Origin of the sequence: Hankyongella ginsenosidimutans (assembly GCF_005144965.1) — a bacterium.
GTDB lineage: Bacteria > Pseudomonadota > Alphaproteobacteria > Sphingomonadales > Sphingomonadaceae > Hankyongella > Hankyongella ginsenosidimutans.
This window is the reverse complement of record NZ_CP039704.1, coordinates 328,830-344,043: the sequence shown is the minus strand read 5'-3', so window position 1 is coordinate 344,043 and position 15,214 is coordinate 328,830. Positions and strand designations below refer to the sequence as shown.

Genomic DNA, 15,214 nt, shown 5'->3' with positions numbered 1-15,214 from the left:
CTGGCGCAGCGCAACCTGGCGCGCGAGCGCTACCTCTACGATCAAAAGGTGTCGGCGCGAGTCGATCTCGAACGCGCACAGGCCGAAGCCGCGGTCGCCAATGCCGAAATGAGGCGGGCGGAGGTCGCGGCGGGCGCCGCCAAGGTGACCCGCGACGGACGCGGCGTCGTCGTCTCCAGCCCGATCGCGGGGCGCGTCACGAGCGAAAACGTCGTGCTCGGCGCGTTCGTCCAGCCCGAGGCCGAGCTGTTCCGCGTCGCCGATCCTTCCAAGATCCAGATCGAGGCCGCGGTGAGCGCCGGCGACGCGCAGCGCCTTGCTCCCGGCGATCGTGCCATCGTGGAGCTGCCCGACGGCCGGACGATCGAGGCCACCGTCCGGGCCGTGACGCCGGGACTCGCTGGCGACACGCGCGCGGCGACCGCCGTGATCGACGTCGCCGGCGCCTTGCAGCCGGGTCTGGCTGTCCGGGTCCGGTTGCGCCCGAGCCGCGGCGATACGGGCACGGCGATCGTCGTGCCGGAGGACGCGATCCAGACGCTCGACGGACGCGACATCGTATTCGTGCGGACGCGGCAGGGATTCCGCGCGCAGGCGGTGACGGTCGGGCGGCGGAGCGCGGGCCGGATCGAGGTGGTCGACGGGCTCGCCACCGGCCAGCAGGTCGCCACGCGGGCGCCTTCCTGCTCAAGGCCGAGCTCGCCAAAGGCGCGGGCGAGGAGGAATAGACCATGATCGCGAACCTCATGGCGCTCTCCGTTCGCGCGCGCTGGGCGGTGCTGTTTATCTTCCTCGCGATCGCCGGCCTCGGCGTCTGGCAGCTGACGCGGCTGCCGATCGACGCGGTGCCCGACATCACCAACAAGCAGGTGCAGATCAACACGGTCGATCGCGGCCTGTCGCCGGTCGAGATGGAGAAGCTGGTCACCTATCCGATCGAGACCGCGCTCGCGGGTATTCCGGGGCTTGAGACGACGCGCTCGCTGTCGCGCAACGGCTTCAGCCAGGTCACCGCGATCTTCTCGGATTCGACCGATCTCTACTTCGCGCGCCAGCAGGTCGGCGAGCGGCTGACCCAGGCGCAGCAAGGCCTGCCGGCAGGAGTGCAGCCGCAGATCGGCCCGGTCACGACCGGCCTCGGCGAGGTCGTGATGTATACCGTTGGCTATGCCAATCCCGACGGCAAGGGCGCGAAGGCGGTCACGGGACAGCCCGGCTGGCAGCCCGATGGCCTACCACCCCCGAAGGCGAGCGGCTGACCGACGAGATCGCGAAGGCCGGCTATCTGCGCACCGTGCAGGACTGGATCATCCGACCGCAGTTGCGCACCGTGTCCGGCGTCGCCGGGATCGACTCGATCGGCGGCTATGCCAAGACCTTCGTGGTCGAGCCCGACCCGGTGAGACTGACCAGTTACGGCATATCCTATACCGAGCTCGGCGAGGCGCTGGAGAAGGCGAACCTCGCGGTCGGCGCCAATTACTTCAACCGCGGCGGCGAATCCTATCTGGTCCGCGCCGACGCGCGCATCCGCTCGATCGACGAGATCGCCAATGCCGTCGTGGCGACGCGCGGCGGCGTGCCGGTCACGGTCGGGCAGATCGCGGCGGTCAAGATCGGCGGCGACCTGCGCACGGGGCCGCCAGTATGAACGGCCGCGAGGCGGTCGTCGGCACCGCGCTGATGCTGATCGGCGAGAACAGCCGCGTGGTCGCGCGCGCGGTGAACGACAAGCTCGATCAGGTGGCCAGGACACTGCCGCCGGGCGTGAAGGTCGAGGTCGTGCTGGACCGGGCCAAGCTGGTCAACGCGACCGTCGCGACCGTCGAGCGCAACCTCGCCGAGGGCGCGCTGCTCGTCGCTGGAGCGCTGTTCCTGCTGCTCGGCAACTGGCGCGCGGCGCTGATCGCCGTGCTCGTAATCCCCTTCTCGTTCCTGATGATGGCGATGGGGATGAATGCTTTCGGCGTGCCCGGCAACCTGATGAGCCTGGGGCGCTTGACTTCGGCCTGATCGTCGATGGCGCGGTAATCATCATCGAGAACTGCCTCGCGCGGTTGGCGCATCGCCAGGAACACGAAGGGCGGCTGCTGAGCTTACGCGAACGCCTCGAAGAAACGATGCGGGCGGCGCAGGAGATGATCAGGCCGACCGTGTTCGGCCAGGCGATCATCTTGCTCGCCTTCGCGCCGCTGCTCATGTTCACCGGCGTCGAGGGCAAGACCTTCTCGCCGATGGCGATCACGATCATGCTGGCGCTCGCCGCCGCCTTCGTGCTGGCGATTACGCTGGTGCCGGCGCTGGTCGCGCTGCTCATCCGCGGTCGCGTAGCGGAGAAGGAGGTGTGGCTGATCGCCAAGTCCAAGGCGCGCTATCTGCCGCTTCTCGACAAGGCGATCGCGCGGCCGTGGCCGTTTATCGGCGGCGGGATCGTCTTCTTCCTGGCGGCGATTCCCGCGTTCGGCCTGCTCGGCTCGGAATTCATCCCGCAGCTCGACGAGAAGAACGTGGCATTGGCGTCGACGCGGGTGCCGTCGGTCAGCCTGGACCAGTCGATGGCGATGCAGCGCGGCGTGGAGAACGCCGTCACCCGACTGCCCGAGGTCGCGTTGATGTTCTCCAAGACCGGCACCGCCGAGGTCGCTACCGACCCGATGCCGCACAACATCTCTGACGGCTTCGTGATCCTGAAGCCGCAGTCGGACTGGCCCGCCGGAGTCGACAGCAAGACCGACGTGCTGGAGCGCATCGAAAGGCTGCGGGCAGCCAGCTCGGCAACCTGTTCGAGGTCAGCCAGCCGATCCAGCTCCGGTTCAACGAGCTGATCGCAGGCGTGCGCGGCGACGTCGCGATCAAGCTCTACGGCGACGATCTCGACAAGATGTCGCGCTCGGCGGACGAGATCGTGCGCGTCCTCCAGGCGATCCCCGGCGCCGCCAGCGTCAAGGCGGACCAGACCGGGGCGCGCCGACGCTCGACGTGCGGTTCGATCGCGGCGCGATCGCACGGTTCGGCCTGACCGTGCAGGAAGTGGCCGACACGGTCGCGGCCGCGATGGGCGGGCGCGAGTCCGGCCTGCTGTTCGAGGGCGACCGCCGGTTCGACATCTCGGTGCGGGTGCCCGACGCGACCCGCGCCAACCTCGACGAGGTGCTGGCACTGCCGGTGCTGCTGCCGCAGGCAGAGGGGCAGGCGCGCAAGTCGGTGCCCTTGTCGCAGGTGGCGCAAATCCGCTTCACCGACGGGCTCAACCAGATCACCCGCGAGAACGGTAAGCGCCGCGTCGTGATCCAGGCCAATCTGCAAGGGCGCGACGCCGGATCGTTCGTCGCAGAAGCACAGGAGAAGGTGGCCAAGGTGAAGCTGCCGGCCGGCTATTATCTCGAGTGGGGCGGCCAGTTTCAAAGTCTGCAAGCGGCGTCCGACCGCCTGTCGATCGTAGTGCCGCTCTGCTTCGCGGTGATCTTCGGCCTGCTCTACATGGCGCTCGGCGGCCTCGGCCGAGCGGCGGCGGTGTTCCTCGCGGTGCCGCTCGGGCTGGCCGGCGGCGTCTTCACGCTGGCGCTGACCGGCATCGCCTTTTCGGTGTCGGCGGCGGTCGGGTTCATCTGCCTCGCCGGGGTCGCGGTCCTGAACGGGCTTGTCGTCATGACCGCGATCCGCGAGCGGCTCGAAGCCGGCCGGCCGCTCGCCGAGGCGATCCGCGAGGGCATGGCCGACAAGATGCGCGCGGTGGTGATGACCGGGTTCGTGCCGGCGATCGGCTTCGTGCCGATGGCGCTCGCGCACGGCACCGGCGCCGAAGTGCAGAAGCCGCTCGCCACGACGGTGATCGGCGGGCTGATCGCGGCGACCATCCTGACACTGCTGGTGCTGCCGGCGATCGCGAAGGTGGTGCTCGGTGCGGGCGAGCGCTGGGCGGCGCGGCGCCGGGCCACGCCTGCGGCCACATCCCACGAAGGAGAAGCATGATGACGGCGATGAAGCTGCTGCGCATCTACACCGACGAGGCGTCGTATTTCGGCGACCGCAAGGTGTTCGAGGTCGTCGCCGAGCGGGCGAGTGCCGCCCGTCTGGCCGGCGCGACCGTGGTGCAGGCGTTGTTCGGGTTCGGCCAGACCGCGCACCAGCACCGCAAGCATTTCCTTGACGACGATCAATCGCTGGTGATCGAGATCGTCGACGAGGAAGAAAAGCTGCGCGCGTTCGTCCGGTTGATCGCCGACATCGGCGGCATCGGGCTGATCACGCTCGAAGCGGTGGAAGTGCTGGGCGGCGAGAACGCCAGGGAGGATCAGGGCTGATGGCGAACGAACGGCAACACGATCACGCGGATGCGGGGAGGCGCATGGTCACGCGCATCACGGGCACGGCCATGCGCACGAACCGGCCGATTTCGGCCGCGCCTTCGCGATCGGCACCGCGCTCAATGTCGCGTTCGTCATCGTCGAGGCGACCTACGGCTTCATCGCGGGTTCGATGGCGCTTCTGGCCGACGCCGGCCACAATCTCAGCGACGTGCTCGGGCTACTGATCGCGTGGGCGCCGCGACGCTGGCGAAGCGCAAGCCGGGCGGGCGCTACACCTACGGACTGCGCAGCTCGTCGATCCTCGCCGCGTTCCTCAACGCGCTCCTGCTCCTCGTGGCGATCGCGCTGATCGCGATCGAGGCGGTCCGGCGTTTCGCGGAGCCCGCGCCGGTCGCGGGTCAGACGGTGATGATCGTCGCCGCGATCGGCATCGCCATCAACACCGCGACCGCGCTGCTATTCATGCGCGGGCGCAAAGGCGATCTCAACATCCGCGGCGCGTTCCTCCACATGGCGGCCGACGCCGCGGTGTCGGCGGGCGTCGTGGCGGCCGGACTCGCCATCGTCCTGACCGGGCGCAGCTGGATCGACCCCGTTACCAGCCTCGTCATCGTCGCGGTGATCGCGATCGGCACCTGGGGACTGCTCAGGATTCGATCAACATGAGCCTGCAAGCCGCGCCCGCTGGGGTCGATCCCGCCCGGATCGGCGCGTTCCTGCGCAAGCAACGCGGCGTGAAGGGCGTCCACGATCTCCATGTCTGGCCGCTCAGCACCACCGAGACCGCGCTGACCGCGCATCTGCTGATCCCCGAAGGCTATCCGGGCGACGCCTTCACGACCGCGCTCGCCGCCGCGCTCAAGGAGCGATTCGGGATCGACCATGCGACGATCCAGATCGAAACCGATCCGACGGCGCCGTGCGGGCTCGAACCCGACGATGTGGTATGACGGGCGCATTCCCTTGGAGACACCGATGAGGCAATCCGTCAACCGCGGACGGCCATGGACCGACGACGACGACGCCGATCTGCGCGGCCGTATCGCGGCGCGCCAGACCGCTGCGGTGATCGCGCGCGGGATCGGCCGCACGCAGGATGCCGTGCGCGGCCGGGCCTCGACGCTCGGGCTGGCGCTGCCGTCGCCGACCCGGCCCTGGCGGCAATGGCCGCGGCGTTCGCCGGCAAATCCGCAATGACCGCGCTCGGCTATACGGTCATTCCGGTGATCGCCGTCCTGTTCGGCGCGATCGTCACGGTCTGGCGTCCGCCCGGCCCGCGGCTGACGAGCGCGATCCAGCATCTGGCCGCGGGCGTCGTGTTCGCCGCCGCCGCCGCTGAAATCCTGCCGCAGGTGATGCACGAGCGCTCGCCGGCCGCGACGTTGATCGGCGGCACGGCCGGCATGCTGGTGATGCTCGGCCTGAAGTCGCTCGAAGACCGTCTGCGCGGCCCGATCGCCCTGATCGGCGCGATCGGCACCGACCTCTTGATCGATGGCCTGGTGCTCGGCCTCGCCTTCATCGCTGGCGAGAAGGCCGGACTGCTGCTCACCATCGCGCTTACGCTCGAAGTGCTGTTCCTCGGCGTCACCGTCACCGACGAACTCGGCGAAACGATCCGGTCGAAGGCACGCATCGTCGCGATCGCCGTCGCGCTCGCGCTGCTGATGCCGTTGGGCGCGGTGGCGGCGCTGCCGATCGCTGCCTTTCCGCCGCACGTCGTCACCGGCTTCCTGAGCTTCGGACTGATCGCCTTGCTCTATCTGGTGACCGAGGAGCTGCTGGTCGAGGCGCACGAGAAGCCCGACACGCCGCTCATCAGCGCGATGTTCTTCGTCGGCTTCCTCGCGCTCCTCCTGATCGAGGAGATGATCGGCTGAGACCGAGGGCCGACTTCGTGCTCAGTCGGCCGTTCGTTTTCTGTTATCGACCGGGTGGCCGCCGCAGATGTCCAGGCCGTTCGCGGCTAAAGCGCCGGCGCACGTCTCAAGCGTGCTCTCAACGCCCGGTTTATAATTGCAGACCGAACCGTGGGCCGATCCAGGTCATCGCGGCATAGAGCGCGATCGTCAGCGCACATCCTGCGCCAAGCGCGACCCAGAACCCGGCTCCTTGTCGCAGCATTGCCGGGATCAGGAGGAACATCGGCAGTGACGGCAGCACATACCAGAAGGTGGCGCCGGCATGGATCGCCATGTTTTCGGCGTCGGGCTTGTCGTTCCACAGCCACATCATGCCGAGGACCGAAACGAGCGGCAGCGAAGCGACCAGCGCGCCGAACCCCGGATAGCGTTTCGCCAAGGTCGATGCGACCGCGATCAGCATGCCCGAGACGGCGGCTTTCAGGACAAGATAGAGCATTGTCCGACCGTAGAGCCGGTTCGCGCTTCGAGAAAGCGCCGCCAGTGACATGGTCCGTGTCCGACGACGCCGAAAGTTGAGAAACGCGCTTGAGTGTCGCGTGCCGGCAAGGCCGGCCATTCGACGCCGCCGAACGCGATCCTGATACGGCGAAATCCGATGCGTGGACAAGGTGATGCTTGCGCAAGGCTCGCCGCTCGCACAGAATCCGCCGTGATGCGAAGGGATGTCGATCATCTGCCGGCACGGCAACGCGGCGAGCTGGAACGCGTCCAGCGCGTGCTGATGGACGAGTTCGCCGAAGCGATCGCCAAGGCGACGTCGCCGAGCCGCAGGAACGGCAAGATTCTCAAGATCATCCTGTTCGGTTCGTATGCGCGCGAGGATTGGGTCGATGATCCGGTCGGCGGCTATCGATCGGATTTCGACCTGCTCGTCGTCGTCACCCACGACGACCTGACCGACATCGCGCATTACTGGTATGTCGCCGAGGACAAAATACTGCGCGACGCCGAGGTCGGGCGTCAGGTCAACATCATCGTCCACTCGCTCGACGAGGTGAACCAGTCGCTCAAGCGCGGCGAATATTTCTGGGTCGACATCGCCCGCGACGGCATCGTGCTCTACGAACTGCCCTGCCATCCGCTGGCGACGCCGATGCCGCTGACCGCCGCCGATGCTTATGCGATGGCCAAGGCTTATTTTGACGAGTGGCTACCGAACCTCGATCGCTCGATCCGCACCGCGGAACTGCAACTTGCCGAAGATAGTGGGAATGCTGGGTGGCGAAAGGATGCAGCATTCACGCTGCACCAGGCGACCGAGCGCGCTTACATCTGCTTCCTGCTCGTGCAGACGCTCTATTTCCCCAAATCGCACAACATCAAGTTCCTGCGCTCGCTCGCCGAAAGCAACGAGCCGCGCCTCGTAACCGCATGGCCGCGCGACCAACGCATCGACCGCCGCCGTTTCCAGTTGCTCAAGCGCGCCTATGTCGAGGCGCGCTATTCGACCGCCTATGCGATCAACACCGACGACCTTGAAGCGATCCTCGCCTGCGTGCGAACGCTGCGCGGTTTGGTCGAGGAGGTGTCCTGCGCGCATCTTGCTCAGCTCGAAGCGAGGGCGAAAGCCGACTGAGGATCGCATCCGAGCCTGGCTTCCAGCCAAGCCTGCTTCTCTATCTGCGCGATATCGTCGCCGCCGCCTTCGGGCGACGGGTTCAATCGCGCGCGCTATATCGCTGAAGCAACGAAAACATTCGCGATATACTCTGACTATTAATTTCGAATACCGACGACCCGTCCGTAGATTCTCCTGCACCGCCATCCCGGCGGCATGAAAAGGAGAGTGTCATGAACCGCGAAGATCAGATCGATCTCGGCATTGCCAGCGACGAGACCAAGGGCCCGACCGGCGTACCGATCGACGACGCGCTCGGCCAAGACTCGGCCGGTCTCAGCGACGACTGAGGCGGCGAGGCGCGCGATGGGTGCCACGGCTCCACCGCGCGCCTTCGCGTCGCAAATCCGATGGGATACGCGCTTCGCCCCGGCCTTCACTTCTGCACCGTGGATGATCAGGCGATCTTTCTCGATCTTATTGCCGACCGGTATTTCTGCTTGGCAGATCGCGCCGCCCAGGCGTTCGACAACCTTGTAAAGAGAAACGGGCGGACCTTGCTCAGGAGGATCACGCCCTCCTCGTCGACTCTGGCCTCGTCGTGTGGCGAGAGGCTTCGATCGCGGTAGTCTGTCCGGTCGTTCCAATCCCCACCCTAAGCGCACTGGACTTGCCGACACCCTGCACAGTTCGACAGCGATTGGTCGCCTTGTTTCGGTTAATCCGGGCTCGGCGCGATCTACAATATTTGGGGCTCGACGAAGCGATTTCGAAGCTTGAGCGCCGAAAGGCATGCGTGACGCCGCGATGCGATCGCACGACCCTGCTCAGCGAAGCCCACGCCTTCTCCTTTACCGCCAGATTGATGCGATCTCACGATCAATGTCTCCCGCGCTCGCTCGCGGTGACGACCCGCCTGGCGGCGCTCGATATAGCCGTCGATCTCGTGATCGGCGTGCGTTTGCGACCGTTTGCGGCACATAGTTGGGCACAGACCGACGCCATCCTACTGAACGACCGGTTCGACACTGTCCGTTCCTACCAGCCAATCCTGGTCGTTTGATGCGGCCGCGCTTCTTCCTGTCGGTTGGACGTCGTCAATCGGACGCGGTCGAGATTTCTGACTACGAAGGATCGAGGCTCGCCGCTCTGGGAATGACCGCTTTGGACGTAGGACCGGGCGCATTTCTAGCAATTGGCGCGCCCGCGCCGGTCGTGTTCCCGGGCGGTGTCATCGTTGGCGAACTCTATCGCCGCGGCGGCGGCGGCGGCGTCGTGCGAACCGTTAGCGAGCGCGAGGCTGAGTTGATCACAAGGTCGGAAGGCCAAGAGCTGATCGACGCGTTTTGGGGGTCGTACGTCGCCATCCTTCGTCATCCCCATACCGGCGCGCTTCGGGTCGTGCGCGCGCCGTTCGGCCATCTACCCTGTTATGTTGTGACCTATGCCGACGCCGTCACAGCCGCCTCGGATACGTCACTCTTGGTCGCCCTTGCCGAATATCATCCGTCGCTCGATTGGACGGCGATTGCGTGGCATCTCGCGATCCGGGATCTTCGGTTTCCCCGAACCTGCCTTGCCGGTATCGAGGAACTGCATGGCGGCGAGGCCCTGACCATCGACTTAGCTGCCAAGCGCGAGTCGATCTGGAGCCCATGGAAGTTCGCCAACAATCGCGAACGCATCCGCGACGAAGGCGCAGCGGTCGAGACGGTGCGACAAGCCGTGATGTCGACCCTCCGGGTCCACGCCTTTGACGAGGCCTCGTCAATCCTGCTCCTTTCGGGCGGAATCGACCTCGATCGTGGCCGCGGCGCTCAGCGCGGCGGGAGCCCGCTATGGATGCCTGACGCTCACGACGCGCGATCGGACCGGCGATGAGGTCGAATTTGCGCGAAGCGTTAGCGGATCCGCGGGACACCCGCTCAGGATCGTTCAGCGCGACGTGGCCCAAATCGATGTTACGCGATCGCTCGCGGCGAGGATGCCGCGTCCAGTCGCACGATCGTTTGCGCAAGCGACGCATCGAGCGGCCCTCGCATATGCCCGCGAACTCGGTGCCAACCGCGTGCTGGGCGGCGGCGGTGGCGACAATGTATTCTGCTCGTTGCAATCGGGTGGCCCAGCGGCGGATGTATTGCGGACATACGGGCCGGGCCGCGCTTTTATGGCGACGGCCAGGGACATTGGCGATCTCGCCTCCGTGCCGATCAGCGCGGTCGTGCGGGATGCCATCGGACGCGCGCTGCCGCCAAGAAAAGCGCGACCCACGACAATCGATGGGCGCTTGCTGAGCACCGCCGCGCTGGCCACGGCATTGACCGCGCCCGATCATGCGTGGTTTTCGCCTCCCCGAACCGTGCTTCCCGGCAAAGCCGGGCACGTTCGGCTTCGCCTACGCCTTGGGCTATGCCGAATCGTTCGATCCATTGGACGAGCTTCCGATGGTCGCGCCGCTTCTCGCACAGCCCGTCGTCGAGGCTTGTCTGCGCGTGCCGAGCTGGTTTTGGTACGACGGCGGCCGCAATCGCATGATCGCGCGGCGCGCGTTCCAACGAGAATTGCCGCCCGAGATTTTCCACCGTCGCTCCAAAGGCAGTCCGGAAAGCTTCGTCGGCGAAATCTTCGAACAACACCGGACGACGATCAGGATCAGGTGCTGGACGGCCCTCGTGAAACATGGGCTCGTCGATCGCGAAGCAATCGAGAAAATCTTCATCGATCCTCGTCCCGCGTACGGCACCGGCTTTATGCGGCTGCTCGAATTCTCCGATGTTGAGGCGTGGATCGCCGGCTGTTCCTCATTGCGGGGTGACGCGGTCGATTTCAGCCGGAGCGCATCCCACCGCGCATATTGCGCTGCCTTGCCGGGCGCGGGATCGCGCCGTCCGCGAAGCCAATAGTCGAACCAGTCGAGATTGCGCTCGTAGATCGCCAAGCGATGGGCGGGCTGCCACTTGATGTGGTGCTCACCGGGAAAGACGTACATCTCCACCGGCCGGCCGTATTCGCGCAACGCCGTGAAGGTGTCGAGCGAATGGAGATACTCCTCGTCCGCGAGCTGCATCAGCAAGGGCGTCTTGATCCTCGCCGCATTCAATTCGAGCGATATTGGCATCCAGAACGCACGGTCATCTGCAATGTTGAGCGGCAGGCCGCGCTTGTGTGAAAACTCTGCAAGTCCGATACCGCCGTAAGACATGACCGTGCGGTAATCGATGCAGCAGGTGCTGATCGCGGCGGCGGCGAACAGATTTGAGTTCACCAGCGCAAACCGGACGGCGGTCGACCCGTCGCTCAACCCGGTGAGGCCGATCTTGCCCGGATCAACGATGCCCTTGGCGATCACCAGTTTGACGCCCGTTTCCAGGCCCGATTGGACGCTGCGGCGTTCGGCCCAATCCTTGGTGTCAAGCGTGTACAGCTCCTCCAGCGACCGCGCGGATTTGACGGTGGTGGCAAAATCCGCGGGCTTCGATGCTCAAGACGGCATAGCCGCGCGCCGTGAAGGCGAAGATCGGATATTCGTCGCCGATACCGCCGCGCAAGAACCCGACGCTGCGATATTGCACGACGATCATGGGCAGCTTGCCCGTTCCCGCTCGGTAAGCGGGTGGCAGCACGAGATCGCCCCAGGCGGGAATGCCGACATTGTTGCGCCAGGTCAGGCGTTCGACCGTGCCCAGCCGCAAGCGGGCGAATTCAGGATTCGGATCGTAAATCGGGGTGATCCGCCCCGTCGCGAGATCAACGGCGGCGATACGGCGCGGCATTGTCGCATTCTCCTGCGTGCAGATCAGCCGCGCGGCCTCCATCAGACAATTCTGGATCACGTCGAGCGTATGCAGGATCGGCTTGGGCACCCCTCGCCTGGCACCCAACGATACAGAACCTCTTCGCTGTGCGCCCAGCCTTCGCGCCGCAGGAAGATCAGAGCGCCGCTCGCGCTTTCCCACCACAAGCCGGCAAAGGAGCCGGAGCAGCTGGCGGCACCACAGGCCACACCGGCACCACGGTCGTCCTTCACCACCAGCTTACGCTCGCTCAGTGGATTGGCGTTCTCATGCTCCGCCGAGGCGCGCCGACCGCCGGCCGCAATTGCGACAAGCGGATCGCTCCGTTGCGGGTCCAACAGCGCGCGCTCGGCATCGCTCGCGGTCGCGATCGTGCCATTGTCCGGATCGACGACGGACATTTGCGACGGCAAGACCGCGACCGCCGGTCGCGCCGTCGCATTCGGAATTACACGCTCGTCATAGAGCCAACCCGACAGCGCCTCGCGATCGACCCCTGCCGATACGAGGTTTCGGCGGGGCGCGACGTAAAGGCGAGCTTGCCGTCCGGAGTCCAGGCAATCGCGAGAATATCGACGGCCGATCGGGTTATGGGCGCCGCACCCGTGCCATCCGCCCGCGCGCGCCAGATTTGGGTCACGCCGTTATCGCGGCGCAAATAAGCGAGCCACCTACCGTCCGGCGACCAAAGCGGCGTTACCGCCGCGGGGAAGCCGTTGTCGATCTTGAAGCCGCGCGCATCGAACACGACGGAAATCTGATCGCCCCGCGGTCGAGGATGCGCGGATGCGCCGGATCCGATAGGTTAAGCGACACCAGCGCCTTGCAGATCGCGTTGCTAGCGGGATCGCCGCGGGTGATGATGAAAGCGAGCGAGCGACCGTCCGGCGATAACGACAGCGGACTCGGCCAGAAGATCGACCCGTCGGGCGCACCGACGTCTCGAAGTCGAGCCAGGTCCAGCGGCGTCACTGCTCGCACCACATTCGTCGTCGCGTCGCGGGAGGGAGGATGTCGTCACACGCCGCATGCGCCGCGCCGGCGGTGGCCAGGAAAGAAAGCGCGGCGGCGCTCGCCCAAAAGTGTCGAGCGCTTACCATGTCTTGACGATCCCAAGACCGATGACGCGGCCAGCCGGCGAGTAATTGGTCGAGTCATAGGCGCTGTCGGAAAAGGCGGTCGTCGCGATTTGCTGCGGCTTGGCGTTGAACGCATTGAGGAGCCGGGCGCTGAACTCGACACCGCGCAGCGCTTGAGCGATTCGGGTCGGGGCGAACCGGATCGTCAGATCGACGGTCGAAACGCCGCGAATGTTGACCGCCGGGTTCGAACGGATGTCTCGGACACCGCCGGTGTAGTTGAAAGCTGCCGCCACAGTCACCGCTTCCCGGTTCCACGCCACCGTGGCGCGGCCCCGCCAGTGCGGCGGATTGAACAATGTGCCAGCCTTGTCGATTATCGGCCCCGGCGACGAGTTGCTGGTTGCTCTTGAGATAGCTGATGTTGGCCGAAAGCAGGATTTGCCCGGCATGGTGCCCGAGATCGCGTCGGTAGTCGGCCAGCAGATCGATACCGCTGATCCGCTGGCGGCCGGCATTAACGTTGGTATTGTCGATGATCGCAACGACGGCGGCCGGGTTGAACACTTGCCCGGACACGTTGAAGAATTGCGCGGCGGCGGCAATTCGCGCGTTCACGGCCGCCGACCCGGGCTGAGTGTAACGCGAGCGGCGTTGTTGGGGTCGCTGAGCGCGGTCGCCAGGAACGTGATCGGGGTAACAATGCGGGCTGTGTAGCGGGTCGAGAAATAGACCGCCTGGAAGCGGAAACCGTCGAGCGCGACGGGATGAACATCGATCCCAGCGGTCCATGTGCTGGCGCGGGGGTGAGCGCGGGATTGCCGCCCGTCACATAGAGCGCGGTCGCGGTGGCCGGGTAGCCCGCGCCGCCGACGCTGGTTACGGGATAGAGCAGCGCGCTTTGGACCTGATATTGCTGCAACAGTGTCGGGGCGCGAAACGACTTGCCCCAGCTTACCTTGACATCGAGACCATGGACGGGAGCGTAGATGAGGCCGAACTTCGGTACGGCAACCGCGTCGATACCCGGATAGCGCTCGTATCGGACCGCGGCGCTCGCATCGAGCCGCGCCAGTCCGGATCGCTTGCGCCGGCCCAACGAATGGCAAGTTGAACTCGCCATAAGCATAATAGCTGTCCTGCGACCGTCGGACATTGTTGACGTCGCCCACCGCGCGGAACGCATCGAACAAATTGTAGCGATAGCCAATGCCGGCCGCGAGTTTGGCCTCGCCGCCGGGCAGTGCGAACAGCGGGCCGTCGGCCGCCAGTTCGGCGGAAGCTCCCTTGTTACAATAGCAGACGCGGGCCGCAGTAAACGCGCTGCCGGTGTAGGTGTCACTTTCGAGATTGACCTTCGTCGCCATAGACGCCCGACAGCGCGAGTCGCCACGAACCGGGCCGCCAGGTGAGCGACGGCGCCAAGGCGATCGACTGGCTGTCCGAGAATTGCGCGGTCCGGCTGATCGACAGGTCGCCCGCAGCATTGCGGGGATAGTTGAGTTCACTCCAACGCCGGTTGAAAATCGCATCGACCGCAAACTCAAGATTGTCGGCGATCTTCTGGTGACCGGCGAGCGCAAGCGAGTGATGGCGCAACCGGGGAAACAACCAGACGCCCGGGCGGACCGCGGCGTAGGATCGCTGGGTCGAGACGATCTCGCTGTTGCGGCCATATTCGTAAGCGGCGACGATCCCGCCCGACGACCAGCGCGATCCGCCAAGCGCCCCGTAACGCTGTTCGAAATCGCCACCATCGGTCGCCCAGCCTAGATCGGCACTCACCTGGAAACGGTCATAATCGCGCTTGAGGACGATATTGGCGACGCCCGCCACGGCATCCGACCCGTAAAGCGCCGACGCGCCGTCGGGAACGATCTCAAGCCGATCGACCAGCGCCAGCGGAATGGAGGTAACGTCGATACCTTGGCGCGAGCCGTTATAGGCCAGCCGATGGCCGTTGAGCAGGGTCAGCGTCGCATCGCTTCCCAACCCACGAAGATTGATGGTCGAACCACCGCCAACATTGACGCCACTGGCCGATGGGACGTTTGCGCCCACGCCAGGATTCTGGCCACCCGAAAAGCTCTGTGGAATTGAGCGTACCACCTCGCCGAGGTTGGTTTGACCGGCGTCGCGGATGGCTTTGCTGCCCACCACAATGACGGGCGAAGCGACCGGCGCGCCTCGGATCCGGCTGCCCGTCACGATGATGTCGGCGGCCTGCGCCGACGACGCCACGTCTTGCCCCCGCGGATCGACCTCGATGACGAGACCGTCGCCGATGGCCCGCGCGCGCAAGCCCGATCCGGCAAGCAGCTTGTCGACCGCCGCCTCGACCGTGAAGCTGCCGTCGAGCGCCGATGCCGCCTTGCCCGCCAGGAGATCGGCCGGCCCGGCGATGCTGCGCCCCGACGCGGTCGATACCGCGCGCAATGCGGCCGCTAGCGAGCCGGCCGGCACGTGGAACGTGAATCGTACCCGCTCTTGCGCCGACGCCGGCAACGGCGCCAGACACGTGGCGATGGCCAATAACGGCGACGTTGCC

At 65.9% G+C, this 15,214-nt stretch carries 16 protein-coding genes and 4 pseudogenes; 12 read left to right on the top strand and 8 right to left on the bottom strand.

Features of this window, described 5'->3' with window-relative positions:
• The 6 genes and pseudogenes from E6W36_RS23915 (at position 1) to E6W36_RS02015 (ending at position 6,190) form a co-directional block, all read left to right on the top strand.
• On the top strand, positions 1-735 hold the full coding sequence (locus E6W36_RS23915) for an efflux RND transporter periplasmic adaptor subunit (protein WP_484103602.1): 735 nt from the start codon (positions 1-3) through the stop codon (positions 733-735).
• Positions 732-3,972, top strand: a pseudogene (locus E6W36_RS02035) (efflux RND transporter permease subunit). Before E6W36_RS23915 ends, E6W36_RS02035 begins: the two are co-directional and overlap by 4 nt.
• 8 nt (positions 3,973-3,980) lie before the next feature.
• On the top strand, positions 3,981-4,304 hold the full coding sequence (locus E6W36_RS02030) for a DUF190 domain-containing protein (protein WP_246047988.1): 324 nt from the start codon (positions 3,981-3,983) through the stop codon (positions 4,302-4,304).
• Positions 4,294-5,260: pseudogene (locus E6W36_RS02025) on the top strand (cation diffusion facilitator family transporter). Before E6W36_RS02030 ends, E6W36_RS02025 begins: the two are co-directional and overlap by 11 nt.
• A 25-nt stretch (positions 5,261-5,285) precedes the next feature.
• A complete protein-coding gene (locus E6W36_RS02020; RefSeq protein ID WP_222873590.1) occupies positions 5,286-5,507 on the top strand; it encodes a hypothetical protein in 222 nt (73 codons plus the stop codon).
• Positions 5,504-6,190 carry a ZIP family metal transporter gene (locus E6W36_RS02015; protein ID WP_222874370.1) on the top strand — a complete coding sequence of 229 codons (687 nt, stop codon included), beginning with the start codon at positions 5,504-5,506 and terminating at the stop codon, positions 6,188-6,190. The genes E6W36_RS02020 and E6W36_RS02015 overlap by 4 nt, the downstream gene beginning before the upstream one ends.
• A 130-nt stretch (positions 6,191-6,320) precedes the next feature.
• On the opposite strand, the gene E6W36_RS02010 is transcribed toward E6W36_RS02015, so the two are convergent.
• A complete protein-coding gene (locus E6W36_RS02010; protein WP_222873589.1) occupies positions 6,321-6,671 on the bottom strand; it encodes a DUF3147 family protein in 351 nt (116 codons plus the stop codon).
• A 216-nt stretch (positions 6,672-6,887) separates the two neighbouring features.
• Between E6W36_RS02010 and E6W36_RS02005 the strand changes: the two genes are divergently transcribed.
• From E6W36_RS02005 to E6W36_RS22790, 5 genes are all read left to right on the top strand, one after another.
• Entirely contained in the window at positions 6,888-7,811 is a 924-nt protein-coding gene (locus E6W36_RS02005; protein WP_246048399.1) for a HEPN domain-containing protein, read from the top strand.
• A 215-nt stretch (positions 7,812-8,026) separates the two neighbouring features.
• Entirely contained in the window at positions 8,027-8,143 is a 117-nt protein-coding gene (locus tag E6W36_RS02000; RefSeq protein ID WP_222873588.1) for a benenodin family lasso peptide, read from the top strand.
• A 251-nt stretch (positions 8,144-8,394) separates the two neighbouring features.
• Complete coding sequence (locus tag E6W36_RS01995) at positions 8,395-8,856, top strand: lasso peptide biosynthesis B2 protein (protein ID WP_281277417.1); 462 nt, start codon at positions 8,395-8,397, stop codon at positions 8,854-8,856.
• A complete protein-coding gene (locus E6W36_RS01990) occupies positions 8,856-9,674 on the top strand; it encodes an asparagine synthetase B family protein (protein ID WP_222873586.1) in 819 nt (272 codons plus the stop codon). The genes E6W36_RS01995 and E6W36_RS01990 overlap by 1 nt, the downstream gene beginning before the upstream one ends.
• Before the next feature lie 452 nt (positions 9,675-10,126).
• Complete coding sequence (locus E6W36_RS22790; protein ID WP_425459669.1) at positions 10,127-10,696, top strand: asparagine synthase-related protein; 570 nt, start codon at positions 10,127-10,129, stop codon at positions 10,694-10,696.
• Here E6W36_RS22790 and E6W36_RS22785 read toward each other — a convergent pair.
• The 5 genes and pseudogenes from E6W36_RS22785 to E6W36_RS01965 all read right to left on the bottom strand — a co-directional run.
• A pseudogene (locus tag E6W36_RS22785) lies at positions 10,696-11,145 on the bottom strand (prolyl oligopeptidase family serine peptidase); the annotation flags it as partial. The gene E6W36_RS22790 and the pseudogene E6W36_RS22785 overlap by 1 nt on opposite strands.
• Positions 11,146-11,203: 58 nt before the next feature.
• Positions 11,204-11,656 carry a hypothetical protein gene (locus tag E6W36_RS01980; protein ID WP_222873584.1) on the bottom strand — a complete coding sequence of 151 codons (453 nt, stop codon included), beginning with the start codon at positions 11,654-11,656 and terminating at the stop codon, positions 11,204-11,206.
• The gene (locus tag E6W36_RS01975; protein WP_222873583.1) at positions 11,623-12,000 is read right to left on the bottom strand and encodes a hypothetical protein; all 378 of its coding nucleotides are present in this window, start codon (positions 11,998-12,000) and stop codon (positions 11,623-11,625) included. Before E6W36_RS01975 ends, E6W36_RS01980 begins: the two co-directional genes overlap by 34 nt.
• A 35-nt stretch (positions 12,001-12,035) precedes the next feature.
• On the bottom strand, positions 12,036-12,335 hold the full coding sequence (locus E6W36_RS01970) for a hypothetical protein (RefSeq protein ID WP_222873582.1): 300 nt from the start codon (positions 12,333-12,335) through the stop codon (positions 12,036-12,038).
• A gap of 345 nt (positions 12,336-12,680) precedes the next feature.
• Positions 12,681-13,025, bottom strand: a complete 345-nt coding sequence (locus tag E6W36_RS01965; protein WP_222873581.1) for a TonB-dependent receptor — start codon at positions 13,023-13,025, stop codon at positions 12,681-12,683.
• A gap of 10 nt (positions 13,026-13,035) precedes the next feature.
• On the opposite strand from E6W36_RS01965, the gene E6W36_RS17365 reads away from it, so the two are divergent.
• The gene (locus E6W36_RS17365) at positions 13,036-13,383 is read left to right on the top strand and encodes a hypothetical protein (RefSeq protein ID WP_246047984.1); all 348 of its coding nucleotides are present in this window, start codon (positions 13,036-13,038) and stop codon (positions 13,381-13,383) included.
• Between the two features lie 145 nt (positions 13,384-13,528).
• Here the strand turns inward: E6W36_RS17365 and E6W36_RS22780 are convergent.
• Positions 13,529-13,789: pseudogene (locus tag E6W36_RS22780) on the bottom strand (TonB-dependent receptor); the annotation flags it as partial.
• A 215-nt stretch (positions 13,790-14,004) separates the two neighbouring features.
• Complete coding sequence (locus E6W36_RS01955) at positions 14,005-15,129, bottom strand: TonB-dependent receptor (RefSeq protein WP_222873579.1); 1,125 nt, start codon at positions 15,127-15,129, stop codon at positions 14,005-14,007.
• Positions 15,130-15,214: the final 85 nt, after the last annotated feature.